Raw genomic sequence first — 24,211 nt, 5'->3', positions numbered from 1 at the left:
CTCTTACTCTATTTCTTTACTAATTCTTTCGGTGCATGAATCCAGCTCATCATTTCACGAAGCTCTGCTCCCACTTTTTCTAATTGATGATTTTGTTCTGCTTTTTTCATTGCGTTATACGTCGGACGCCCTGCTTGATTTTCTAAAATCCATTTCTTCGCAAATTCACCTTGCTGAATTTCTGTCAGAACACGCTTCATTTCCTTCTTCGTTTCATCTGTAACAATTCTCGATCCTGTTACATAATCTCCAAACTCTGCCGTATCTGAAATAGAATGGCGCATAGTCGTTAATCCACCTTCGTACATTAAGTCAACAATTAGCTTTAATTCATGCAAACATTCAAAGTATGCAATTTCAGGACGATATCCACCTTCCGTTAACGTTTCGAACCCGGCCTTCACAAGTGCAGTTACCCCGCCGCAAAGTACAGCTTGCTCACCGAATAAATCCGTTTCGGTTTCTTCTTGGAATGTCGTTTCAATTACCCCCGCACGTGTACACCCTACACCTTTTGCATACGCCAGTGCTACATGTAGCGCTGTTCCCGTCGCATCTTGATGCACTGCGACTAATGCTGGAACACCATTTCCTTCTTGAAATACACGGCGAACGAGATGACCTGGACTTTTTGGCGCGACCATCGCTACATCTACGTAACTTGGCGGATTAATTTGTCCGAAGTGAATGTTAAATCCATGTGAGAAAAGTAACATTTGTCCTTCAAGGAGATTCTCTTCTACTTCTGATTTATATACATGTGCTTGCTGTTCATCTGGCAATAACATTTGTACAACTTGTGCGGTTCGAACCGCTTCTGAAACAGACATTACTTCAAACCCATCCGCTTTCGCTACTTCATACGACTTACCAGGACGAACACCAACTACAACCTCTACACCAGAATCACGTAAATTTTGTGCTTGCGCATGACCTTGTGATCCATAACCAACTACTGCAACAGTTTTTCCTTGTAATAACTCTACATTTGCATCTTTTTCATAATATGTTTTCATATTCCATACACTCCTTATAATTTATTTACTTGCAGAACATCAATTAATTTTTTCAACTGACTAACAAGTAATGTCGCTTCATTTTCAGTACAAACTGCTGTGAGTTTCATTTCAGAAACACCACTAGTATCTCTTTCTTTTAAATGTAAAGAAGAAATATAATAACCACGCCGAGCAAAAATCCCACTTATACGTAATAAGACGCTTGGCTCGTTATGAATAACGAGTGAAAAAGTATGACTCATTCTTCCCACCTCTTCATAATCATTTCGTTATTCCCTTTGTTTGGCGGAATCATCGGAAATACGTTTTCACCTTCTTCTACACAAAAATCAACTACGACAGGACCTTCATAAGCAAATGCTTCTAACATCACTTGTTTTGCCTCGGTTGAATTTGTTGCTCTTAATCCCTTTACTCCATAAGCTTCTGCTACTTTCACAAAATCTGGTGATCCAATTTTTGATTCTGATAAACGATTTTCATAAAACATTTCTTGCCATTGCCTTACCATCCCTAAAAATTTGTTATTTATGATAAATACTTTTACAGGGATGTTATTTTCAGCAATTGTTTGTAGTTCTTGAATGTTCATTTGAAAAGAAGCGTCACCTGCAATACAAATGACAAGTTCTTCTTTTTTAGCTAGCTGAGCACCAATTGCTGCTGGAAAACCAAACCCCATCGTTCCTAATCCTCCAGAGGTAAGGAACGTCCGAGGTTTTCTTGCTTTATAGAAGTGAGCAGCCCACATTTGATGCTGACCTACTTCTGTTGTGACAATCGCTTCACCATTCGTTAATTCACTTACTAAGTTGATCACATGCTGTGGTTTTAACTCAGATTCTTTTTGCTTATAAGAAAGTGGATATTCTTCTTTCCATGTCTTTACTTTCTGAAGCCATTCGTCTGTTTGTGTATAAATAGACATATGTAACAGCATGTGTAACGCTTTTTTTACATCACCAACAATCGGATGTTCTACAGTTACATTTTTATGAAACTCAGAAGAATCAATATCAATATGTACTTTTTTCGAGTTTGGAGAAAAAAGTTCTAATTTTCCTGTTACACGATCATCGAAGCGAACACCTAATGCAAGTAGTAAATCACATTCTGTTACCGCCATATTAGCAGCGTATGTCCCATGCATACCAAGCATCCCTAGAAACAATGAATCATCCGGTGGATATGCACCAAGTCCCATTAAAGTTGAAACGACTGGAATACGGTTCTCCCTTGCGAATTCGAAGAGTTCATCGGATCCACCTGAATGAATGACACCTCCTCCAATATAAAGAAGTGGACGCTTAGATTTTGAAATTGCTTTAGCCACCTCTCTAAGTTTCATGCTGTCTGGTACAAATTCTGGTTTGTACCCCGGAATATCAACTTCTTCATTAAAGAAACTGGTGACTTTTGCATTTTGAACATCTTTTGGAATATCAATTAATACTGGTCCCGGGCGCCCGCTTTTGGCGATGTAAAAAGCTTCTTGCACAATTCGTGATACATGATTCACATCACGAACCTGGTAATTATGCTTCGTAACAGGTACTGTAATTCCGACAACATCCGCTTCTTGAAATCCATCTTTACCAATTAAAGGCGTTGCAACTTGCCCGGTAATGACAACTAAAGGAATCGAATCCATATAAGCGTCTGCTAAGCCCGTAACTAAATTTGTCGCCCCTGGGCCAGAGGTAGCAAAGACTACCCCGACCTTTCCAGAAGCTCTCGCATATCCTTCAGCCGCATGAATGGCAGCTTGCTCATGACGAGTTAAAACATGTTTCAAACCACTTTCGTATAACGCATCGTATACTGGTAAAATCGCTCCGCCTGGATAGCCGAAAACGGTCGTTACACCCAATTTCTTCAAACATTGAATCACGTGCCCAGCGCCTGTCATTTCTTCATACTGTAACTTCTCATACGCTGTATACTGCTGCTTCATTTCCATTAACTCCTCTCCTTATTTATGCTAAGCTTTCCGTCAGCCCGGGAACACGTACTCCTCTTTCTCTCGTTAATTTTTTAAATTCTTCGGTCAATTGTTTCGTTACACTTCCTGGTTTCCCATCTCCAATTTCTCTGGAATCAACTTTTACAACTGGAATTAACTCCGCTGCTGTTCCTGTTAAAAATACTTCATCCGCTACATATACATCATGGCGAGTGAACGGTCTTTCCTCACACGGAATACTCAGTCGCTCACATAGCTCGATAACACTATTTCTCGTAATACCTTCTAATGCTCCTAAATAGGATGGCGGGGTTAAAACTTTTCCATCTTTCACAACGAAAACATTATCACCAGAACCTTCACAAACATATCCTTGTTGATTTAACATAAGAGCCTCTAACACTCCTGCTTGTGCTGCTTCAATTTTTACAAGTACGTTATTTAAATAATTCATTGACTTAATACGTGGATCTAACGCATCTGGCGTATTACGTCTTGATGCAACAGATACAACGCTTAGCCCATTATCATAAAATTCTTGTGGGAATAACTTTAATTGTTCTGCAACGATAATTACGCTCGGCTTCACACAACTTCTCGGATCGAGCCCTAAGTCACCTTTTCCTCTTGAGACAATTAAGCGAATGTAAGCATCAGTATATTCGTTTTTTTGGAGTGTATGTAAAACTGCTTCTTCCATTTCTTCTACCGTCATTGGAATTGTTAGTAAAATAGATTTCGCTGATTCATACAATCGTTTCACATGTTCTTTTAAACAAAATACATTTCCTCCGTAACTACGAATCCCTTCAAATACACCGTCTCCGTATAAAAAACCGTGATCATATACTGAAACAACTGCCTTTTCTTTTTCTACAAATTCCCCATTCATGTAAATGTACTGGTTTCCCATCTCACATCGCTCCTCTTTTTTTCTCTATTTTTTGCAATCTATTTCTACATCGATTGCTGAGATGAGTATTTTTAACAGAATATTCAGTATATAAACCTTAAAAATATACTCGTCTCAACAATCGATTACTTACATACTTGTAGCAATCCATTGCTGAGACGAGGGAATCGTGGTACCACTCAGCTTCCTTATACTTCTCACGAAATATAAGCTCTGCAAGTCCAATTAGACTTTTGTTTTTCTATCGGGAACAACCCCGCTACTTTTTACTAGTTTTCAAAAGTAGTGCTCCAAGGTGATTTTCAATGAGTGAATTGTTACCACCCTCACAGCCTCGGGGCAGCTCTCTGAAACAATCTTTATCATTTACTCTCCTCTTCTACGCATTCTCTTCTTCTATTTTTAAAAATAAAAACTCTCGCCTCAGCAATCAACTACTACAATTTAGTAGCTTTGATTGCTGAGGCGAGAGTTTCGCGTTACCACTCAGCTTCCTTATACTTCTCACGAAATATAAGCTTTGTAGGTCCAATCAGACCTCCGTCCTTTTACCGGAGACGATGCCGCCGCCCTCTACTCAGTTTCCCTTTCGCAAGCGATGCTCCGAGGTGATCTTCAATGATTCGATTGTTACTACCCTCACAGCCTTGGAGTAGCTCTCTGAAACGATCATAATCATCTACTTTCCTCTTCTTTGCATATACAACATATAAAGTTAGAAAATTCTTAATTAACTTTTATTTGTTACACGTATTATAGGACGTTGTTCTTTTCGTTGTCAATATGTTTTTTTCAAAAAAATCAAAATTCATTCTATTTATTTTTTCTCAAATCAAAATTGGAATGCATTACTTACATACACTCATATATTACTTAAGTATGTTTGCATTACTACATAAAGAAAAACTTATAAAGTTTATGAGGAGATGAGGAAACTATGTTAAAAGGGAAAGTAGCGTTAGTTACAGGAGCAAGCCGAGGAATTGGACGAGCGATCGCTAAACGTTTAGCAAATGACGGTGCATTGGTTGCTGTTCATTACGGTAGTCGAAAAGATGACGCTGAAGAAACTGTTCATGAAATTCGATCAGATGGTGGCCAAGCTTTTTCTATCGGCGCAAATCTAGAATCCTTACACGGTGTAGAAAACCTTTATAACGCTTTAGATACTGAATTACAAAAGCGCACTGGTGAAACACAATTTGATATTTTAATAAACAATGCTGGCATTGGTCCTGGTGCTTTTATTGAAGAAACGACTGAACAGTTTTTTGATAGAATGGTTTCAGTAAATGCAAAAGCTCCATTCTTTATCATTCAACTAGCACTACCACGTTTACGTGACAATAGCCGAATTATTAATATTTCATCCGCTGCCACCCGCATTTCTTTACCTGATTTTGTTGCATATAGTATGACGAAAGGCGCTATTAATACAATGACTTTTACGCTAGCAAAACAGCTTGGAGCACGAGGAATAACGGTGAATGCAATACTTCCAGGATTTATTAAAACAGATATGAATGCAGAACTCTTGAGCGACCCGATAATGAAGCAGTACGCTACTACTATTTCCGCTTTCAATCGCTTAGGTGAAGTAGAAGACATTGCCGATACTGCTGCATTCCTTGCTTCTCCAGACAGCCGCTGGGTTACTGGACAATTAATTGATGTGAGCGGAGGATCTTGTTTATAAAAAACATATATTTTCAAATCTTTTTTATTGCGCAATAAAACAATTTATATAATACTATATAAAACATATACATTTAGGAGGATTACAGCAATGTCCGAAAAAACATACGAACTCGCAACCTTCGCAGGCGGTTGCTTTTGGTGCATGGTAAAACCATTTGATGAACTTCCTGGTATTCATAAAGTACTTTCTGGCTATGCAGGAGGTCATGTAGAAAATCCAACATATGAACAAGTAAAAGCTGGAACATCTGGACATTTAGAAGTTGTTCAAATTACATTCGATCCTTCTATTTTTCCTTATCAGAAATTACTAGACTTATATTGGCCACAAATCGATCCAACTGACGATGGCGGACAATTTTTTGACCGTGGTCCATCTTATCGTACCGCTATTTTTTACCATAACGAAACACAAAAAGGGCTTGCTGAAAAATCAAAACAAGCTCTTGCAGAAAGCGGTATGTTTAAAGATCCAATCGTGACTGAAATTCGTCCTGCTGCACCTTTTTACGAAGCAGAGGAATACCATCAACATTTCTATAAAAAGAATCCAGAGAAATATGCTACTGAGCAAAAGGAATCTGGGCGTGAAGACTTTATAAAAGAAAATTGGCAAAAAAAATAATAAAAACGCATCGTGCTTTTTGAGTACGATGCGTTTTTATTTTTGATAAAAGTACCATACAATTAATAGAACAATTGCTGTTAGTGACCAAAGTACTATCTCGTTTTTCACTCTATTCTTTTTCTTAGTCATTTCATTCTCTCCTAATAACTATTAAACATATTCAATTTTTTCTTTGTTTAATTGTCCATCTTATATACGTGAATACATCCTTACAAATTCTAATAGCAAGACCACCAATAATTCCGATTGCAATGGAAATTACTAGCATCTGTCCAAAACTAAAAGAATTTGTGTACATTATGTAGAGAACGATACATATAAGTAAAACATCCGGTAAAGAAAGTAAAAACCTTTTAAGCATTCCTTTATCTCCTCTATACTTTTTAATTTATATCTTCTACTGTAATTTTGAAATAAAATTTGTTCAAAAATTCCATTTATACCCTCATTTTATGAAAAATAATAAGAATCCCTTTTCAAAAGAGATTCTTATTCAGCAGATTTAGGTTTAATTATTTTCTACATATCCTATTCCATAATTACTCCTAAAATAGAATAATATTACTAATGATTTATTGTAAATTGACTATTTGCCAGGCAACCGAATGTCGCGCCAGCTACCTACATCGCATTGGCCAAATTCATTATTACCTACCGCGATCACCGTGCCGTCTGATTTTAGTCCGACTGTATGTGCACAACCAGCCGCTATCGCTACAATATCTCTCCAATCACTTACGTTACATTGACCATACTCATTCCAACCCACTGCCACCACGGTACCGTTTGATTTTAGTCCGATTGTATGATTCGTACCAGCCGCTATTGCTACAATATCTCGCCAGCCACTTACATCACACTGGTTATGTTTATCATTCCCCACTGCTGTCACCGTACCGTCTCGTTTAAGACCAACAGTATGAAGATACCCAGCCTTGACCGATACAATACCTCGCCAGCTACTTACATTGCATTGACCATATCGATTATTCCCCACAGTCGTCAATGCGCCGTCCAATTTAAGACCGACTGTATGCCAGTCACCCGCTGTGACTGCCACAATACCTTGCCAACTGCTTACATTGCATTCTCCTTCTTTATTTCGGCCCACCGCTACTACCGTGCCATCCGATTTAAGGCCAACGGTACGACGCCACCCCGCCGCAACCTCTACAATATTATGCCAATCGTTTACATCACATTGTTCATGCTTATTCCAACCCACTGCTACCGCAGTACTGTCACATGTAAGACCGATTGTATGAGCATTACCCGTGTTCGTCGCCATATGAACATTGCCCACTGCGATTGCTTCAATATCGCGCCAATCACTTACATTACATTCCCCTTCTTTATTCCGGCCCACCGCTACTACCGTGCCATCCGATTTCAGGCCAACTGTATGACAACGCCCCGCCGCTATCATATCTTTGGGCCATCGCTTCACTTTTTCTTTCGATAAAAGGTAATCCATGTTTTACCTCCTTGCATATAAGCAACTGTATCATAATAGATATTTTTATCAAATTTCATTATAAATCTACATTTACAAAGAAAGCTTATTTTACTTCTTCAAAAAAACAAAAACCTCCAGTTTAAATACTAGAGGTTTTCTCGTTATTTTTTTAATCGCTCAATAAAATCATGTAATTTATCAAGTGACTTCATATTCTGATTGCAAGCTACACCATCTTTGCAAATGTAGTTTCCCTTTTTAACGAAAGTTCCTGGTACATCGCCTTTAATTTCAACTAAAAACATTCCTACTTCTTCATGTCCATGACATAACGAACAAATGCTTTTTTTATTTAAACTTTGGAACGTTCCTTGCAGACCAACAAATTTATTTTTATCATTTTTCGCTATAATAAATTTCCTGCTTGACCCCTTATCAATCCAGCTTAAATAAGATATTTCTTTCATATCCATTTCTTCCATATCAGGAAGTTTTAACTTTTTCGCTTTAGGAAATAATTTTTTTAATGTTTGTGCTGTAACTTCTTGAAACGGAATTACATACGGATTTATTTTCATTAAAAATGATTCTGCATCTTCTCTATTTTGAACTGTTAATACCGTATCAATTAACTCTTTCTGTTCATCCGTTAAATTCTCAAATACATGTATTATCTTTTCAATCGCAAGCGATTTTAACGCTTGAATTACACCTCTATCATTTGCCGTTGCATGCCCGTTTGCTAAAATATAAGCTTGTGATTTTATAAAATTATATTGATCACTTCTAATAAACGCTTCCATCTTTATCACTCCATACAAATTGTTGATCTAGTTTTATTGTATACAATGATTACGTTTTTTGATATGTAAAAGATAACTTAGAAACAAACATTACATATATCACTTATTCTCTACCGCTGCATTTTCTGACAAAAGAAGCCATCATCTGCTTTCCATTCCGCATATAATACGTCTTCAAATTTAGTAATTCCTTTTTGCTTTATTTGTTTATAAAGCCACCCTTCATCAAATCCTGCTTCCCTCAAATTATCCTTAACTACTTTCCCATCACTAATTAATGAAATTGGTAAGTATACAGGCTTATGTTTTAAACTTAAATCATTTATAGTAGGAGATTCGTATTTACTTTTTTTCAGAACGCTTATGTTTCCATTAGGTTCCAATATCATATATTCAACTTCTCGGATTGAAAATATATCTTTTTGTTGTCTTAACATTTGTTGTAATTGGTTAATATCCAAATGATTTGATTTTAATTGTTCTCTATCAATATGCCCATTACGAATGATAATAGAAGGGTATCCTTCAAAGAACTTTCTTGTCCTTCTAAATTTTTGTGTTATTGCTTCTATTGCGTAAATTAATATTACCCATACAAAAACAGCGTATAAAATAGACCATACTCTCACCTCAGGATCATATACAGTGTTTCCAACTAGTTCTCCGATTACAATCGCAGAAATAAAATCAAAAGGGGTTAGCTGTGATATTTGTGTTTTCCCTAATATTTTAGTAGCAATTAATAAAACAAAAAAACCAACAAAAAGTTCTATCGTTATTTGTCCAAGATGATTCATATGTGTTCACCTTTCTATAATATGAAATATAACGTTTTTATTCCTATTCACATTTCTATACAATACTATTGCGATTCATTTTTTCTATTATCATGCCCATTCACACGCTATATATCCAATACATACAAAGCAAAAAGAGTCTAGCTCAAAATAATATTTGAACTAGACTCTTTTATGCTCATTTAGAATACACAATCTTTTTAATCGTTTCCCCAGAAAGAAAATATTTTTCTGCAAGTTGATGAATAGCAATCCCACTTTTAAACGCTTCTTTAATTGCTTTATTTCTTTCATCTAGTTGTTTTCTTCCGCCAGATCGTGTACCCCATTTATAATGTTTCGTTTCTTGTTTCGGAATGTAAATTGTTTCACCTTGTATATACTTTTGAATTTCAGTAATTAAACTCTCTGGTAAAACAGCATTAGCTTTTACGTATTTCATTTCTGCTCGCCCCTTATTTTTTATGGTTCATTTCAATAAGGTGCAAAGCCAAATATAAAAAATGATACGAGCTCATATAGGCGATTGTATATTACTTGTCTACCTCACGCAAAGTATCGCCATTTCCATACTTGGCTTTGCATGAGACGTTGCAGTGTCTGGCAATTGAATTATAATCACCATATAAACACCTCCTAATATACCTTTTGCATTTTATTATATGATAAATTCCTTCTCCTTGCATCCACACCCTTCTTAAAGCACGAAATTACTTAGTTTGATATAATACTTTTTAATTGAATTAAAAATCATTGTGAGGTTACATTATGAAGAAAAAAATTATCATTACAATCGTTACACTATTCTTTATTATCACGGCATTATTCGGAACATACAAATTGATGAACGCAAGAAGCTTTCAATTATTTGGAGATTTAACACAACGCGTAGAAACAAATGAAAAAGTGATTGCTTTAACTTTTGATGATGGCCCTACTAACAATGTAAAACAAATATTACCGCTACTAGATAAATACAACGCTAAAGCTACTTTCTTTTTAATTGGAAATGAATTAGAGCAAAATTTATCGTTAGGAGAAGCTATCGCGCAATCTGGGCACCAACTCGGAAACCATACATATTCTCATAATAGAATGGTTTTCAAAACACCTTCTTTTATTAAAGATGAAATAGAAAAAACGAATTCATTAATCCGCCAAACAGGATTTACAGACGAAATTGATTTTAGGCCCCCTAACGGTAAGAAGTTAATAGGGCTGCCATATTATTTAAATAAAAACAATATCGAAACAATCACATGGGATCTTGAGCCCGATACTTTTTATAAATCTGCGGCTGATAAAATTAAATACGTTAATAAAAATGTAAAACCAGGTTCTATCATTTTACTGCACTCTATGTATGATGAGTCAAATGAAAATTTACAAACGATTGAAGGTATTTTAGATTCTTTATCTAAGAAGGGCTATCAGTTCGTAACAGTAAATGAATTGCAAAAAAGAGCAAAATAAAAAGGTAGCGTATCTTTGTATGATACGCTACCTTTCTTTTTATATAATGCCAAGTACATTTAAGAATACGATAATAATCGCAATTGGTGCGATATAACGAAGTAAGAATAACCATAATACGAATAGTTTATAACCTTTATTTTTACTTACACCTAGCTCTTTCATTAATACATCTTTCTTCATTTTTAAAGGAACAAAGATAGAAACTAATAATACACCAAGTGGCATTAATACGTTACTTACTGCATAGTCCGCTAAATCAAAGACTGTCTTCCCGAAAATCTTCAGATCACTTAATATACCGAATGATAATGCTGATGGTATCCCAACAACGAAGATTAATAACCCTACGATTAAGGCCATTTTTTCACGTTTCCCTTTACCTTTTGATGTTAACGATGCAACACTAATTTCTAACATCGAAATTGCTGATGTAATCGTAGCGAAGAAGAATAGTAATAAGAAAACGATGAAGAATAATTTTCCGAATGCCATTTTACTGAAAATAGCTGGCAATACGATAAATAATAGTCCTGGTCCTTGAGATGGTTCCATTCCAAATGCGAACACAACTGGGAAAATTGCAAGTCCTGCAAGTAATGTAATAACAAGAGTTAAGGCTACGATAGAAAATGCTGAACGTGGTAAGCTTTCTTCTTTCGGTAAGTATGAGCTATACGTTACCATAACGGCTACCCCAACAGATAATGAGAAGAACGATTGCCCCATTGCGTATAAAATAACTTCTGATGTTACATGTGAGAAATCAGGTTGTAAGAAGAAACGAACGCCTTCTCCAGCACCATCTAACGTAAGTGCACGAACGATTAATACAAAGAATAAAACGAATAGTGCTGGCATGAAATATTTATTTACTTTTTCAACACCATTTTGTACACCTTTACTTACGATGAAAATAGTAATAAGGATGAATAATAGCTGTGATCCAACTGCTAAATATGGATTGGAAATGATTTCACCAAACGTAGCTTCGTATGCTCCATTTCCTTCCCATAGTCTACCTGTAATTGCATTCCATAAATATAATAAAATCCAGCCTCCTACAACACTGTAGAAAGAAAGTAATATGAAACATGTTACAATTCCTAATTTACCTAACCAAGGCCATAACGTTTTAGGAGCAATCTCTCTATATGCATCGACAGCCTCTTTTTGTGTACTTCTTCCAATAACAAATTCAGCTAATAATAGCGGTAAACCAATTAATAATGTGAAACCGATGAAAATTAGGAAGAACGCTCCGCCTCCTCCAATGCCGGCCATATATGGGAATTTCCAAATCGCCCCAAGACCAATTGCCGAACCTGCTGCAGCTAATACGAAACCTAATTTCGATGTCCATTGCTGTGAATTCATTTGTTAATCTCCTCTCTATCTCTTTTTCTTTGTTACAATTCGGTATTTATATTGTTCTATCAATACTCTTTTCTAATACGTTCACTTCCTCCCTAATAATAAAAAAACGCCCCTACGTAAATACGTAGGGACGACAAAATTATCGCGGTACCACCCTAGTTGTGAAGAACACTAAGAAACCACCTAAATAAAAACGCCCCTACGCAAAAACGTAGGGACGATAAAATATCGCGGTACCACCCTAGTTATGAAGCCACACCAAAGTTAGGACCTAAATAAAAAACGTCCCTACGTAAATACGTAGGGACGATAAATATCGCGGTACCACCCTAGTTGTGAAAAAATCTTCACCACTTTATTTGATAACGGTATAAACTACCGTCTTTCATTTCCTCAAAATATGAGATTTATGAAAGATGCTCCAGGACGAACTTCACGAATAATCTATATACTGATTCACACCAACCATCAGCTCTCTGAAATAGGGAGATATTCACTACTATACCCTTTCATTGCCCAAATATTATTTTCCGAATTGATTACTATCATTTTTATCACACATTAAAAATAGTGTCAACTTATATTTCGAATTTTTATGTATTACAATCTATTTAAAAATTCGAAATATAAGTTTTAGTTTAGAAAACAAGTAGCTTAGTACATAACGAATTCTAACAGGCAATAGAAAAAGAATTACGTATTATTGATACTTATTCAATAATACAAATCATCTAGAAACATAACCTGTCTCTCTGTATTCATTTTTTAAGAGTTTGATGGATACCAAGAAAATTTCGCATCACTATCCAGTGGTCTATTTTTCGTTTCTTCTTTAATTACACGAAACCATTCATTTAGAATTTGATTTTTGGGCAATTGAGCAGCAAGGCTATCTTCCCAAATTATATGTGAGAACCAGGCTTTCGTTTCCCATTCAAACTGCAATTGTGCGAACGAAATTATAGGGTGATCAGCTCCACGAAATTGCTCATTTACTGCATTTGAAACTTCTGGAGCTTGCGGTAACAACTCGTTCTGAATTCTATTTCTTATCGTCTCATTTTCTAGCTGATCCCAGAAATACAATTGCCCATTTATTTGATAAAAAATATCAAATGAAGCCTCACCTTTCTTCAAATTCAATAACACGAAGGCACGTTCCACATCATTGTCAGCCGCTTTTACAGCATTAACAATTATATTTTGTGCCATTGATACCCAGTAACTAGTCGCTTCCTCTACCGGTGATTCAACATACAATTCTTCACTTAATTCATGAAGAGTAGCTTCTTGCTCATTTACTTTTTCAACTTTTTTAAAAAACCTATTAAAAAACCCCATAACTTCCCCCTTATTACTATTTTCTATTTCACAAAATAAAAAATAGATTTTTCTTGCTCATCCACATTTACTCCTGGCGCGTATGTATGAACTTGTTGCAACACTTCTTCTATTAGCAACTCTAACTCCTGCACACTTTTTTCTGGATTCCCTATTAATGTGTCCGCCATACGTTCATATAATTTTTCAGGTTTAATAGTCATTCGTTCCACATTATTAGGCATCCATTTAAACGCTGGATGATGTACGTACATTTTATTCAAACCAAATAAAACACCGAATATGTTCCTTTGTACTTCGCAAATAACGTCATAAAGCATAAGCCAATCTTTCCGTTTTAAAAGCGCCTTTCGATTGTGCCAACGATTACTTAACCATAGATTTTCTGAAATCATCCGTTTTGCTAGTTCATCTGGATATGCCGCTACTTTTTCTTTTAATTCATTCACTTTCCCTTCTCCATACAAACTAACACCATCATGAATGGATGATACAATACATTGTTTTTCATAACTTATATCATATTAATCCACCACATCCGAAATCACTTTCTCTACTGTCTCTGTTAAAAAGTTACTAATCTCTAATTTAATTCCCTCTTTCGTTAAATACGTTTCCGACCATTCTTCTTCCTCATACGGATGATACGATAATATTTTCCCATCAATATGATAAATAGGGGTCCTACGATCCTCATCTTCCGGCGGTGTTGACCATAAAATATGTAATTCTATATCTGAATGTTCATCTTCAAGCTTTCTAGCTACTGAACCCGCTAAAATAATAGCTTCTACTTTCGGATTTTTCCTATAAATCTCTGACATCTCTATCGCTTTCTCTTTTAATCCCATTTCATTTCCCCCTAAAATTGCAGTAATCCCCTATATTTCATTTATCTATTTCGATATTACAGCTTGCATTACCTTTTCAAATTCCTACTTAATCATATTTCTATCCAATAGCGCTGAATAACTTCACCAGTACGAGAAGAAACTACTTCATTTTCTAACACACCTCCAACCTTTTGAATCGTTTTAGCAGAACCGATATTGGATTTATCGCAAGTTATTAATACTTTCTGCAATCCTAATTTTTGCGCTTCAGCTAATGCAAGTTGTAGTTGTTTCGTAGCGTAACCGTGGCGACGTTTATTCGGATGGACACTATATCCAATATGACCGCTTTCCCGTAATAATTCTGGATTTAATCTATGTCTAATATTCACAAAACCTATAAGTTCCCCTTTTTCAAAACTTAAAAACTGACTAGATGGCACTCGATTAGCTAGTAAATTTTCTCCTAGTTCTTGTTTACTCACTTTTTCAAACCATTCATCAAGAGAATCAAAGTTTTGTAAAGAACTACTTCCATGTGGTTGTTCCCCTGAGTGTAAAAACGCTTGTCTATACGCCGTAATATGCTCACTATATTCATGGATTGGTTTTAATAGTTTCATTGTTCTTCTCCCCCTCTTCATTCCATAAAACAAACACCTTAATAGCAGCTATTCACTATTAAGGTGTTTCTATCCTTTTTATTCAAATAACCCCATGCTTAAATAACGTTCACCTGTATCAGGCGCAATACATAAAACTTTTTTACCAACGCCTAGGCGTTTCGCTATCATGATTGCAGCGTAAACAGATGCTCCAGAAGATGGCCCAACTAATAATCCTTCTTGTCTAGCTAAGTTTCTCATTGTCGTTAAAGCCTCTTCATCTGCAATTTGAATAATTTCGTTATACACTTCTGTATTTAAGTTTTTCGGAATAAATCCTGGGCTTGTTCCTACTAGTTTATGAGGACCTGGTACACCACCGGATAAAACGGGAGATCCTTTCGGTTCCACTACTGCAATATATAAGTTTGGCAATTTCTCTTTTAACATTTCACCAGTCCCTGTAATCGTTCCGCCTGTTCCTGCCGTTGCAACAAAAGCATCAAGCTCTCCATCCATTTGTTCGTAAATTTCAAGTGCAGTCGTATAACGGTGAATATTCGGATTAGCTGGATTTTCAAATTGTTGCGGGATAAAACTATTAGGTATTTGTTTTTGCAGTTCTAACGCCTTCGCAATTGCTCCTGGCATTCTTTGTTCTGCTGGTGTTAAAACTACTTCTGCTCCGTATGCTTTCAATAAATTAATACGCTCTTTTGACATATTATCTGGCATAATTAAAATCGCTTTATACCCTTTAGCTGCTGCATTCATCGCTAAACCAATCCCTGTATTCCCGCTTGTCGGTTCAATAATTGTATCTCCTGGTTTGATGAGACCATTTTCTTCTGCAACGTGAAGTAAATTATAAGCAGCACGGTCTTTCACACTGCGCGATGGATTAAACATTTCTAGTTTCACATACACATCTGCTGCGTCTTCCGGAATAAATTTAGATAATCGGACGACAGGTGTATCTCCTATTAATTCCGTAACGTTTTCACACAATTTCATAGCGCATCCCCTATTCTATCGTTTTCTTATCACTTGGCAGTAACCATGAAGTGAGTCCAATTAATGGTAGACAACTACATAATAGCATAATAAATTGCAGGCTATATATATCTGCTAATTTCCCAAGAACTACAGCACCTAATGCTCCAAGTCCAAATGCAAGACCTACGATTAATCCTGACACCATTCCCACTTTTCCAGGCACAAGCTCTTGTGCATATACAACAATTACACTAAAACTACTTGAACTAATAAAACCGATACATAAAAATAACGGTACGACCCACACAAGTGAGACATGTGGTAATAACAGTGCAAGTGGCGCTGAACCTAACATTGAAAATACGATGATATTTTTCTTACCAAATCGATCTGCTAACGGTCCTCCGAAGAAAGTGCCTAACACACCAGCAATCATAAATGCGAATACGAAATACTGGGCATTTTTTATAGATAAACCGTAATGCTCTATTAAGTAAAATTGATAGAAATTCCCGATACCAGCACCGTACCAAGAGCGTACAAAAGTAAGAAAAACAAGAAGTATAATAACGAATTTAATGTGTGTACTTACAATTGCATTTTCCGCCTCAAGTGCAGCCCTCTTCTTCCTTCTTACAGCACCGGTTGCTAATTCATTTTTGTACCAATTCGATACGAAAATTAATAATACAATTCCTACTGCTGCAAATGCTGTAAAACCTAATGAACCAATTTGACCGAGTGGAACGAAAATTAGCGCTGTAAAAATAGGAGCTAAAGAATTCCCCGTGTTTCCCCCAACTTGATAAATTGCTTGCGCTAACCCTCGTTTTGCACCTGCCGCCATATACGCAACACGAGCGCCTTCTGGATGAAAGACCGCGGAACCTAAACCAATAAATAAAACAGAAATAATAACAATAATAAAGTTTGGTGCAAACGCGAGTCCAATCATTCCAAGCATACTTGAAAACATGCCGAGTGGTAATAAAAATGGTGACGGCTTCTTATCTGAATACATACCAAACACCGGTTGCATAATCGATGACGTCATATTTAATGCAAACGCAATCCACCCTACTTGCATATAGGATAAATTCATCGTTTTTTCCAAAATAGGAAACAACGCCGGCACAACTGCTTGCATCGAATCATTTAAAAAATGCCCAAAGCTAATCGCAAATAAAATTCGATATATTGTCGGTGTTTCTACAGTTTTTTTGTGTGAAACTGCCTGCATATGTGAATCTCCCCTTTCTGTACAAAATATATATTTATTACAGTAGGTGTAATAAATTCTGACTTTTGAAACATTTCTATTCTATACTGCTTTCATTTCTTTTTCCAGAAATATAACTTAACTCCCGTCATTGGCTTGCATCCTTGTAACTTTCAGCGGTAAAACAGTACAAAAAAAGACAACCCAATCACATACTGGGTTGCCTCTTACATTAAATTGTAAAATGCTTATACTTCTCGTAATCACTCGTCTTACATTCTATTTGTAATTTGGTACCTTCGTTTTCGTAACTCGTAGATAAAACGTGTGCATGATTATTGAAATACGAAACTACCTGTCCTTGATCATATGGAATTAACATTTCACACTTCGTATATTCTTTATAGATGTGTGAGCGAATCATTTCTACAAGTTCTTCAATTCCAACATGTTTCTTCGCTGATAAATAAACGCGATCTTCTTGCACTTTCGGAATTTCAACATCTACCATATCTGATTTATTATAAGCATAGATCGTTGGAATATTTTCTACTCCAATTTTCTTTAACGTTTCATTTGTAATATCAATTAATTGTTCATAATTTGGATTTGCGTAATCTACAACGTGAATAAGTAGGTCTGCTTCCGCTACTTCTTCTAACGTTGAACGGAACGCCTTCACAAGATGATGTGGTAATTTACTTACAAATCCAACTGTATCTGTTAATAAAAATGATTTATTATCTGGCAAATCAATATTTCGTACAGATGTTTCTAACGTCGCGAATAACATATCTTTTTCAAATACTTGTTTTTCTTCTGTACCATTATAAATTTCAAGCATTGCATTCATCGTCGTTGACTTTCCTGCATTCGTATAACCTACTAATGCTACAACAGGTATTTCATTTTTCTTACGCTGCTTTCGCTGCGTTTGACGCTGGGCAACGAGCGCTTCTAAATCTTTATTCAAAACTGAAATTTGTTCTTCAATTTTACGACGGTCTAACTCTAACTTCTTTTCACCGACACCTTTATTTTTCGTACCAACGCCGCCGCTCTGTCTCCCTAACGATTCACGAAGACCGATTAAACGAGGCATCATGTACTGAAGGTGTGCTACTTCTACTTGTAGCTGTGCTTCTTTCGTTTTCGCACGTTGCGCAAAAATATCTAAAATTAAAATGGTACGATCAATTACCTTACAATCTAAATCCTCTTCTAAATTTCGAATTTGTGAAGGAGATAATTCATCATTAAAGATAACCATATTCGCATCTATTTCTTGTACATACGCTGCAACTTCTTCAATCTTTCCTTTTCCGATATAATGCGATGGATTTACTCGTTGTAAATTTTGCGTTACTTGCCCAATTACCTCTACATCACAAGCTTCCGCAAGATTTGTTAACTCTTCCATTGAATATGCAAAATCATCTTCATTACCTACATTTACTCCAACTAAAACTGCTCTTTGTAATACTTCTTCCATATATTTATTCCTCCATTTCGATTACGTAAAATAAAAAACACAGGTCGCTGCCTGTGTTTTCGTAAACGGATAAGGGTTCACCAAAGAAATAGAAGAAAGCTATGCTTTCATCCTATTTTATAGTCAAAAAGTCCCCAGATTGTATACGTATCCACGGTAAGTGTTCACTTATACAATCCCATTCTATTTATAAAGGCAAAACAAAAAGAGGGCGTATTCGTCCCTCCCTCTTTTTCACATATAAGCTTAATAAAGGGTTCCTTTAAAATAGGCAGACCAATCCCGTTCACTCTGTACACAGACAGAGCCTTTGAGCGCTATTCAATTATTGGCACAAAGTATTGAGACGTAATCTGATTAAGATCAAAGGAAGCCCCTCCGTTCATTTTAAGTTACATAAAGTGTAGCATAAGTAATTCGCTTTCACAAGGTTTAACAACCTATATCACACGAAAGAAAATCTTTATATTTTTACTTTAATCGTCATTTTTTGCGAATTTTTCTCACAATAAAAATAACAAAAGCAATTATCAATTTTAGAAACTTCTCGTATATTATTTTTACAGCACTCGCCAAATTCTTTCATAGTAAGTTAAGTATTATCGTTTTAATACAACAAAAATCTTTATTGACATTTTTATAACCTGATATTAGTATCAGGTTATAAAAATAAAAGTTAGGAGATGTTTCTATGCATTCTAAATCTCGTATTACTGCAATTGGTACTTATGTTCCAGATCAAATATTGTCTAATAACGATTTAGAAAAGATGGTCCATACGAATGATGAATGGATTGTACAAAGAACAGGAATGAGGGAAAGAAGAATCGCTAGCGAAGAAGAATACTCCTCAAACTTAGCCATTAAAGCAATTAAAAATTTATGTACAACATATAAGAAAAACTTAGAAGATGTCGACTGTATCATTGTCGCTACTACTACTGCTGATTACGTTTTCCCTAGTGTTGCTTGCCAAATACAACAATACTTCAACATACCTCATACACTAGCTTTTGATTTAAATGCAACTTGTGCTGGTTTTACATATGGACTACACGTCGGTAATAGCTTAATCACTTCTGGATCACATGAAAAAGTACTTGTCGTAGCGACAGAGACATTATCTAAAGTTACTGATTATAGCGATAGAACGACCTGTATTTTATTCGGTGATGGTGCTGGAGCTATTTTATTAGAAAGAGATGAAGACACCCCAAGCTTTATCGCTGCTCACATGGGAACAAACGGTGATGGCGGCATTCATCTATATAGAACAAACTTATCTACTACTATGAATGGCACACCACTGCAAACAAATGAAAAAATCGTTCAAAATGGAAGAGAAGTATATAAATGGGCAACACGTACAGTGCCAAAAGGCATAAAAGATTTAATACATACCGCAAATATGCAAGTAGATGATATAGACTGGTTCATACCCCACAGCGCTAACTTACGAATGATTGAATCTATTTGCGAAAAATCTCAAATTCCAATACAAAAAACATTAACGAGCATGGAATATATGGGGAATACCTCTTCAGTCACCATTCCACTCGCTTTAAATTTAGCTATAAAAGAAGGAAGGTTAAATAACGGAGACACACTTTTACTATACGGATTTGGTGGCGGACTTACGCATTTAGGACTTATTGTAGAGTGGAATTTAATTTAAGTGTATAAAAAGAGGTTCTAGCCAGTAACTAGAACCTCTTTTTCATTTAATTTCTTGCCCCTTTTCGAGACCATATCACAACAGGAATAAGTAATAACGCTAACACGCCTCCAGCCAATGACAATGCCGCATAACTTGAATTCGCTACTACCATACCTGACATTGCTCCACCAGAAGCTCCAGCTAGCGCAATAAAAACATCTATTTTCCCTTGTGTTTTAGCACGTGTAGACGGTGTTGTGGAATCAACGATTTGTGCTGTACCACTTATCAATCCGAGGTTCCATCCTAGCCCAAGTAAAGACAGAGCAACGATTAATAATAATAAAGAATCACTTGGCGCTATCGCCGCTATGACACCCGCTGCAAGTAAAATCACTCCACCAGCTATGCTCATTGTAGTTCGGCCAATTTTATCAATTAACATTCCTGTAACGAGAGATGGAAGATACATTGCACCTACATGAAAACCTATCACAAGTCCTACTGCACTTAAACCGTGACCGTGGTGTCCCATATGAACTGGCGTCATCGTCATAATCGCAACCATCACTATTTGCGTAAGTATCATTACGATTGCTCCAACTGTAATACCTCGTTTATTTTCTTTCGCTTCTTCTGTTATTGGTTGTCCTTTATATGTATGTTCCTGTTTATATCTTTCTATTATGTTAGCAATAATCAAAGGATCTGGACGAAGCATAACAAAAAGAACTAGACCCGCCAGTATAAATGCTGCTGCCGATAGTATGAACGGACCTGCAAGTTTAGGAACTCCAATTGAATGAGCAAAACTTCCCATTACCCCTACTAAATTTGGTCCTGCAACTGCACCGAAAGTCGTCATTACCATCGTAATACTAACAGCCGTTGCTCTCTGCTTCTTATCTGCTAAATCTGTACCTGCATAACGAGCTTGTAGATTCGTGGCTGTACCAGCACCATATATAAGTAAAGAAATAAGTAAAAGAATAATACTATTTGTTAAAGCTGCCATTACAACACCAATTGCTCCAAATCCACCTACTATAAACCCTGTTGCAAGACCTATCCGGCGTCCATATCGTTGCGAAAGCTTCCCTACTATGAAAGCTGCTAATGCCGATCCTAATGTAAACATAGCAGTTGGTAATCCTGCAAACGCATCTGTTCCAAGCATTTGCTGCGCAAGAAGTGCGCCCACTGTAATACCAGCAGCTAGTCCTGCACCGCCAAACATTTGTGAAATGCTGACGATTATTAACGTTCGTTTGTATAGTTTTTGTTGCTCTTCTTCTGTGTACACATGATTATCTATTAAAGCCCCTGCCTTATCTAGCAATTCCCCATCCTCCTTTTAAAATTAATCCCTCTTGTTAATGTACTATGTATAACGTTACATATTCAATGGCATTTTCCATTCCTTCCTTTCATTCTAAAAAACTTTCTAATCATAATCGACTTATCACATGCTATATTAAAAATACTACTATTCACAATATGCAAGGAGAAAACAATGAAAAAAACAGGCTAATAGCAGCCTGTTTTCCTTTACGCTTCTTCTACTATCCTTCCCTTTCTCTTTTTACTCAAAGCTTTCCCTTCCCAAAACAACAAACTTACGAAAGCACAAATTAAAATAATTGGCACACTTGCTTTATATAAATCTGTAAAGCTCATAGCCATCTGATTCTTGGCATAATGATTCACATCATTTGAAAATGTGAGTACCTCTTTCTTTATACTTTCCTCTTGTTTTTCAACTTCTTTTGTCACTTTCCTCATAACTTCTTCTCTTTTTACATCTCTATATTCTACTGGAACTTTTCTTAATATTTCATCCGTCTTGTCGCGAATCAATTCTTCCTTTTTCTCTTTACTTAATCCCATTGTCATTGCATTTTGTTTCTTATTTATATTCGACTCTAAACTTTGATTCTCTATTTTCTCTTTAGTCATTTGTAAAATTTCAGTTTGCTCAGTACTATTCACATGAATAGTACGCACCTTTTCTTCTGCATAACGATATACTTTTTCTTTATTTACAGTTAAATTGTGAGTTAAGTTAGAGACAAATATTGCGACTGCCAATACAATTCCAACTTGTCGTAACATTGATACAACACTTTGAGAAGCAGTTAACAATTCTCCTTCAAACGAAGACGCACTTAAAACTGTAATTGGCCCCACTACTAAACCATATCCAACACCTAATATCATACATGGAATAATAATTTCTATATTTGTTGAATGAACATCAATCATTTGTAACCAATAGTAGGAAAGCCCCATAACAAGAAATCCTGACAAAATAATAGTTACTTTTCCGAGTTTTTTAATTAAAGTTGCTGCAACTGGTGAGACAAAAAATATCATTGCTGAAATAGGTGTCACTAAAAAAGCCGCTTCAATTTCCGTTCGACCTTGTAGTTTCGTCAAGAACGTTGGAAGCAATACAGTAACTCCAATTAAAAATAAATTACTCAATATAACAACGATCGACGCTCCGACAAACATTCGATCTTGAAATAACTTTAAATTCACCATTGGGTTATAAATCTTTCGTTCTACTAAAATAAATAGAATAAGAGAAATAGTGCTAATTGCATAACAAGACAAAGCAATATTACTTTGCCATCCCCATGTATTACCTTTTACTAATATGAGAGTAAATGAAAAAATTGCTGTGCTACTTAATAGTAGTCCTATCCAATCTATTTTTGAGATAATACGTTCTTCATTTTTTATTTGTAGCATGATGCAACATAACACGATTCCTATTATACAAACCGGAACATTAACGAAGAACACCCATCTCCATCCTAAATTTTGCGTAATAATTCCACCTATTACTGGTCCCATAGCAGCTGACAATCCTTGTGTTACTCCTAAAATTGCAAGCGCAACATGCCTCTTAGCTAATGGCATAGCTGATACACCAATTACCATACTTGTTGGAAATAAAATCGCTGCCCCAATACTTTGTATAAAACGAGAAAAAATAAGAAAATCACCTGTATTAGCAAAAGCGCAAAGTACCGATCCACCACCAAAAATCACCAGACCCAGAATATACATCTTTGCTTTTCCAAAGATATCAGCTATCCGCCCTAACGGAATGGCAAGTACTGCAATCGTCATTGTATAAACATTTAATACCCAAGACATCTTTTCTAACGAAGTATTTACACTCGATTGTATTGCCGGTAAAGCTATATTCATAATTGTCGTATCAATCATACAAAGAAAGATACCTAGACACATTAAAAAGACAATCTTAATACCCTTTGATTGCTCCATCTTTATATACCCCTTTATTTATTGTGAACGCGTTTTTCATTCTTCTGTTTTATTGTTTTCTTTCGCCTCTAACTCTTTTAATTTTTTCTTCAAAGTCTCCACTTGTGCACTATACGATGCAATACCTACATCTAGTGAAATTTCTTCGACGAAAGTAATACCTACTCTCCACTTTTCATATTTCAATCGAAGATCTGCAATGTACGCTTCTTTTCTTTCAATTTCATCTTTAATCCATTTTTTTATTGTTACATCATCACTATAGTTACCAAAATACATTCTCATTAAAAAATCCGAACGTAAAACATCCTTCTCTACAGGCGTCTGCATGTATTGATAAAACTCTTCACGTCCTTCATCTGTAATAAAGTACATTTTCTTATTCGGTTTCCCCTCTTGCATGACAACCTCTTTTTTTATTTTCCCTTCATTCTCCAATTGTCGTAACGTTGGATAAATCATTCCAAAACTTCCATCAAAAAAATGAGTAAATACGTCTTCAAACACAATTTTAATATCGTACCCAGACAATTCCTTTTCCATTAATAAACCTAAAACAACATCTCTTCCCTTCAAAGTAAAACCCCCACACATTATATAATCAATAATCATATTAACAATGTTAATATGATTATTGATTATAT

At 35.8% G+C, this 24,211-nt stretch carries 22 protein-coding genes, 1 pseudogene and 2 other annotated features; of the genes and pseudogenes, 4 read left to right on the top strand and 19 right to left on the bottom strand.

Going from position 1 to position 24,211, the window contains the following annotated elements; genetic code table 11:
- Positions 1 to 8 precede the first annotated feature (8 nt).
- From ilvC to ilvE, 4 genes are read right to left on the bottom strand one after another with little or no spacing between them, the layout of a single operon-like run.
- Positions 9 to 1,016 carry a ketol-acid reductoisomerase gene (gene ilvC / locus MR136_RS18755; RefSeq protein WP_017673950.1) on the bottom strand — a complete coding sequence of 336 codons (1,008 nt, stop codon included), beginning with the start codon at positions 1,014 to 1,016 and terminating at the stop codon, positions 9 to 11.
- 14 nt (positions 1,017 to 1,030) lie between these two features.
- The gene (locus MR136_RS18750) at positions 1,031 to 1,261 is read right to left on the bottom strand and encodes an ACT domain-containing protein (protein ID WP_000019909.1); all 231 of its coding nucleotides are present in this window, start codon (positions 1,259 to 1,261) and stop codon (positions 1,031 to 1,033) included.
- Positions 1,258 to 2,973 carry an acetolactate synthase large subunit gene (ilvB, locus tag MR136_RS18745; RefSeq protein ID WP_061457051.1) on the bottom strand — a complete coding sequence of 572 codons (1,716 nt, stop codon included), beginning with the start codon at positions 2,971 to 2,973 and terminating at the stop codon, positions 1,258 to 1,260. Before ilvB ends, MR136_RS18750 begins: the two co-directional genes overlap by 4 nt.
- Before the next feature lie 22 nt (positions 2,974 to 2,995).
- Positions 2,996 to 3,895 (bottom strand): branched-chain-amino-acid transaminase, encoded by a 900-nt coding sequence (ilvE, locus tag MR136_RS18740; RefSeq protein WP_061457029.1) that lies wholly within the window; start codon positions 3,893 to 3,895, stop codon positions 2,996 to 2,998.
- 151 nt (positions 3,896 to 4,046) lie between these two features.
- Positions 4,047 to 4,286: a binding site (T-box leader), on the bottom strand.
- Positions 4,287 to 4,832: 546 nt separating this feature from the next.
- Between ilvE and MR136_RS18735 the strand changes: the two genes are divergently transcribed.
- Complete coding sequence (locus MR136_RS18735; RefSeq protein WP_017673951.1) at positions 4,833 to 5,591, top strand: SDR family oxidoreductase; 759 nt, start codon at positions 4,833 to 4,835, stop codon at positions 5,589 to 5,591.
- Between the two features lie 90 nt (positions 5,592 to 5,681).
- Entirely contained in the window at positions 5,682 to 6,218 is a 537-nt protein-coding gene (gene msrA, locus MR136_RS18730; protein WP_001291883.1) for a peptide-methionine (S)-S-oxide reductase MsrA, read from the top strand.
- A 163-nt stretch (positions 6,219 to 6,381) separates the two neighbouring features.
- Here msrA and MR136_RS18725 read toward each other — a convergent pair whose 3' ends face one another.
- From MR136_RS18725 to MR136_RS18705, 5 genes are all read right to left on the bottom strand, one after another.
- The gene (locus MR136_RS18725; protein ID WP_000919314.1) at positions 6,382 to 6,582 is read right to left on the bottom strand and encodes a hypothetical protein; all 201 of its coding nucleotides are present in this window, start codon (positions 6,580 to 6,582) and stop codon (positions 6,382 to 6,384) included.
- Positions 6,583 to 6,807: 225 nt separating this feature from the next.
- On the bottom strand, positions 6,808 to 7,695 hold the full coding sequence (locus tag MR136_RS18720; protein ID WP_000385088.1) for an RCC1 domain-containing protein: 888 nt from the start codon (positions 7,693 to 7,695) through the stop codon (positions 6,808 to 6,810).
- A 143-nt stretch (positions 7,696 to 7,838) separates the two neighbouring features.
- The gene (locus MR136_RS18715; protein WP_000387072.1) at positions 7,839 to 8,480 is read right to left on the bottom strand and encodes a FusB/FusC family EF-G-binding protein; all 642 of its coding nucleotides are present in this window, start codon (positions 8,478 to 8,480) and stop codon (positions 7,839 to 7,841) included.
- A gap of 110 nt (positions 8,481 to 8,590) precedes the next feature.
- Positions 8,591 to 9,277: a DUF421 domain-containing protein gene (locus MR136_RS18710; RefSeq protein ID WP_001015964.1), complete on the bottom strand. Its 687-nt coding sequence runs from the start codon at positions 9,275 to 9,277 to the stop codon at positions 8,591 to 8,593.
- A gap of 178 nt (positions 9,278 to 9,455) precedes the next feature.
- A complete protein-coding gene (locus tag MR136_RS18705) occupies positions 9,456 to 9,719 on the bottom strand; it encodes a CD3324 family protein (protein ID WP_000878326.1) in 264 nt (87 codons plus the stop codon).
- Positions 9,720 to 10,045: 326 nt separating this feature from the next.
- Here MR136_RS18705 and MR136_RS18700 point away from each other — a divergent pair, with 326 nt between their 5' ends.
- A complete protein-coding gene (locus tag MR136_RS18700) occupies positions 10,046 to 10,750 on the top strand; it encodes a polysaccharide deacetylase family protein (protein WP_000726858.1) in 705 nt (234 codons plus the stop codon).
- Between the two features lie 39 nt (positions 10,751 to 10,789).
- Here the strand turns inward: MR136_RS18700 and MR136_RS18695 are convergent, their stop codons facing one another.
- The 7 genes and pseudogenes from MR136_RS18695 to hflX all read right to left on the bottom strand — a co-directional run bounded on the left by MR136_RS18695 (position 10,790) and on the right by hflX (position 18,613).
- Positions 10,790 to 12,127, bottom strand: coding sequence for a sodium-dependent transporter (locus tag MR136_RS18695; protein ID WP_017673954.1), 1,338 nt, complete (start codon positions 12,125 to 12,127; stop codon positions 10,790 to 10,792).
- Between the two features lie 299 nt (positions 12,128 to 12,426).
- Positions 12,427 to 12,649: a binding site (T-box leader), on the bottom strand.
- Between the two features lie 243 nt (positions 12,650 to 12,892).
- Positions 12,893 to 13,468, bottom strand: coding sequence for a hypothetical protein (locus MR136_RS18690; RefSeq protein WP_000505543.1), 576 nt, complete (start codon positions 13,466 to 13,468; stop codon positions 12,893 to 12,895).
- 23 nt (positions 13,469 to 13,491) lie between these two features.
- Positions 13,492 to 14,319, bottom strand: a pseudogene (locus tag MR136_RS18685) (DUF4037 domain-containing protein).
- A gap of 92 nt (positions 14,320 to 14,411) precedes the next feature.
- Complete coding sequence (locus MR136_RS18680) at positions 14,412 to 14,924, bottom strand: GNAT family N-acetyltransferase (protein WP_000771270.1); 513 nt, start codon at positions 14,922 to 14,924, stop codon at positions 14,412 to 14,414.
- 78 nt (positions 14,925 to 15,002) lie between these two features.
- Positions 15,003 to 15,920 carry a cysteine synthase A gene (gene cysK / locus MR136_RS18675; protein ID WP_017673957.1) on the bottom strand — a complete coding sequence of 306 codons (918 nt, stop codon included), beginning with the start codon at positions 15,918 to 15,920 and terminating at the stop codon, positions 15,003 to 15,005.
- Positions 15,921 to 15,930: 10 nt separating this feature from the next.
- On the bottom strand, positions 15,931 to 17,142 hold the full coding sequence (locus MR136_RS18670; protein ID WP_001149399.1) for an MFS transporter: 1,212 nt from the start codon (positions 17,140 to 17,142) through the stop codon (positions 15,931 to 15,933).
- 211 nt (positions 17,143 to 17,353) lie between these two features.
- Positions 17,354 to 18,613 (bottom strand): GTPase HflX, encoded by a 1,260-nt coding sequence (hflX, locus tag MR136_RS18665; RefSeq protein ID WP_000393284.1) that lies wholly within the window; start codon positions 18,611 to 18,613, stop codon positions 17,354 to 17,356.
- Positions 18,614 to 19,304: 691 nt separating this feature from the next.
- On the opposite strand from hflX, the gene MR136_RS18660 reads away from it, so the two are divergent.
- A complete protein-coding gene (locus MR136_RS18660; protein WP_078421306.1) occupies positions 19,305 to 20,288 on the top strand; it encodes a ketoacyl-ACP synthase III in 984 nt (327 codons plus the stop codon).
- A 46-nt stretch (positions 20,289 to 20,334) separates the two neighbouring features.
- Here MR136_RS18660 and MR136_RS18655 read toward each other — a convergent pair whose 3' ends face one another.
- The 3 genes from MR136_RS18655 to MR136_RS18645 form a co-directional block, all read right to left on the bottom strand.
- Positions 20,335 to 21,609, bottom strand: coding sequence for an MFS transporter (locus MR136_RS18655; protein ID WP_000884513.1), 1,275 nt, complete (start codon positions 21,607 to 21,609; stop codon positions 20,335 to 20,337).
- Positions 21,610 to 21,818: 209 nt separating this feature from the next.
- Positions 21,819 to 23,567 (bottom strand): MFS transporter, encoded by a 1,749-nt coding sequence (locus tag MR136_RS18650; RefSeq protein WP_017673959.1) that lies wholly within the window; start codon positions 23,565 to 23,567, stop codon positions 21,819 to 21,821.
- A gap of 36 nt (positions 23,568 to 23,603) precedes the next feature.
- Positions 23,604 to 24,143 carry a PadR family transcriptional regulator gene (locus MR136_RS18645; RefSeq protein ID WP_000678334.1) on the bottom strand — a complete coding sequence of 180 codons (540 nt, stop codon included), beginning with the start codon at positions 24,141 to 24,143 and terminating at the stop codon, positions 23,604 to 23,606.
- Positions 24,144 to 24,211: the final 68 nt, after the last annotated feature.

Origin of the sequence: Bacillus cereus group sp. BfR-BA-01311 (assembly GCF_022664295.1) — a bacterium.
Classification (GTDB): Bacteria; Bacillota; Bacilli; order Bacillales; family Bacillaceae_G; genus Bacillus_A; species Bacillus_A cereus.
This window is presented reverse-complemented; position numbering and strand designations above follow the sequence as displayed.

Coding starts and splice junctions, on each gene's coding strand:
- ilvC (WP_017673950.1), bottom strand. CDS start 1,016: ATGAAAACATATTATGAAAAAGATGCAAATGTAGAGTTATTACAAGGA.
- MR136_RS18750 (WP_000019909.1), bottom strand. CDS start 1,261: ATGAGTCATACTTTTTCACTCGTTATTCATAACGAGCCAAGCGTCTTA.
- ilvB (WP_061457051.1), bottom strand. CDS start 2,973: ATGAAGCAGCAGTATACAGCGTATGAGAAGTTACAGTATGAAGAAATG.
- ilvE (WP_061457029.1), bottom strand. CDS start 3,895: ATGGGAAACCAGTACATTTACATGAATGGGGAATTTGTAGAAAAAGAA.
- MR136_RS18735 (WP_017673951.1), top strand. CDS start 4,833: ATGTTAAAAGGGAAAGTAGCGTTAGTTACAGGAGCAAGCCGAGGAATT.
- msrA (WP_001291883.1), top strand. CDS start 5,682: ATGTCCGAAAAAACATACGAACTCGCAACCTTCGCAGGCGGTTGCTTT.
- MR136_RS18725 (WP_000919314.1), bottom strand. CDS start 6,582: ATGCTTAAAAGGTTTTTACTTTCTTTACCGGATGTTTTACTTATATGT.
- MR136_RS18720 (WP_000385088.1), bottom strand. CDS start 7,695: ATGGATTACCTTTTATCGAAAGAAAAAGTGAAGCGATGGCCCAAAGAT.
- MR136_RS18715 (WP_000387072.1), bottom strand. CDS start 8,480: ATGGAAGCGTTTATTAGAAGTGATCAATATAATTTTATAAAATCACAA.
- MR136_RS18710 (WP_001015964.1), bottom strand. CDS start 9,277: ATGAATCATCTTGGACAAATAACGATAGAACTTTTTGTTGGTTTTTTT.
- MR136_RS18705 (WP_000878326.1), bottom strand. CDS start 9,719: ATGAAATACGTAAAAGCTAATGCTGTTTTACCAGAGAGTTTAATTACT.
- MR136_RS18700 (WP_000726858.1), top strand. CDS start 10,046: ATGAAGAAAAAAATTATCATTACAATCGTTACACTATTCTTTATTATC.
- MR136_RS18695 (WP_017673954.1), bottom strand. CDS start 12,127: ATGAATTCACAGCAATGGACATCGAAATTAGGTTTCGTATTAGCTGCA.
- MR136_RS18690 (WP_000505543.1), bottom strand. CDS start 13,468: ATGGGGTTTTTTAATAGGTTTTTTAAAAAAGTTGAAAAAGTAAATGAG.
- MR136_RS18680 (WP_000771270.1), bottom strand. CDS start 14,924: ATGAAACTATTAAAACCAATCCATGAATATAGTGAGCATATTACGGCG.
- cysK (WP_017673957.1), bottom strand. CDS start 15,920: ATGAAATTGTGTGAAAACGTTACGGAATTAATAGGAGATACACCTGTC.
- MR136_RS18670 (WP_001149399.1), bottom strand. CDS start 17,142: ATGCAGGCAGTTTCACACAAAAAAACTGTAGAAACACCGACAATATAT.
- hflX (WP_000393284.1), bottom strand. CDS start 18,613: ATGGAAGAAGTATTACAAAGAGCAGTTTTAGTTGGAGTAAATGTAGGT.
- MR136_RS18660 (WP_078421306.1), top strand. CDS start 19,305: ATGCATTCTAAATCTCGTATTACTGCAATTGGTACTTATGTTCCAGAT.
- MR136_RS18650 (WP_017673959.1), bottom strand. CDS start 23,567: ATGGAGCAATCAAAGGGTATTAAGATTGTCTTTTTAATGTGTCTAGGT.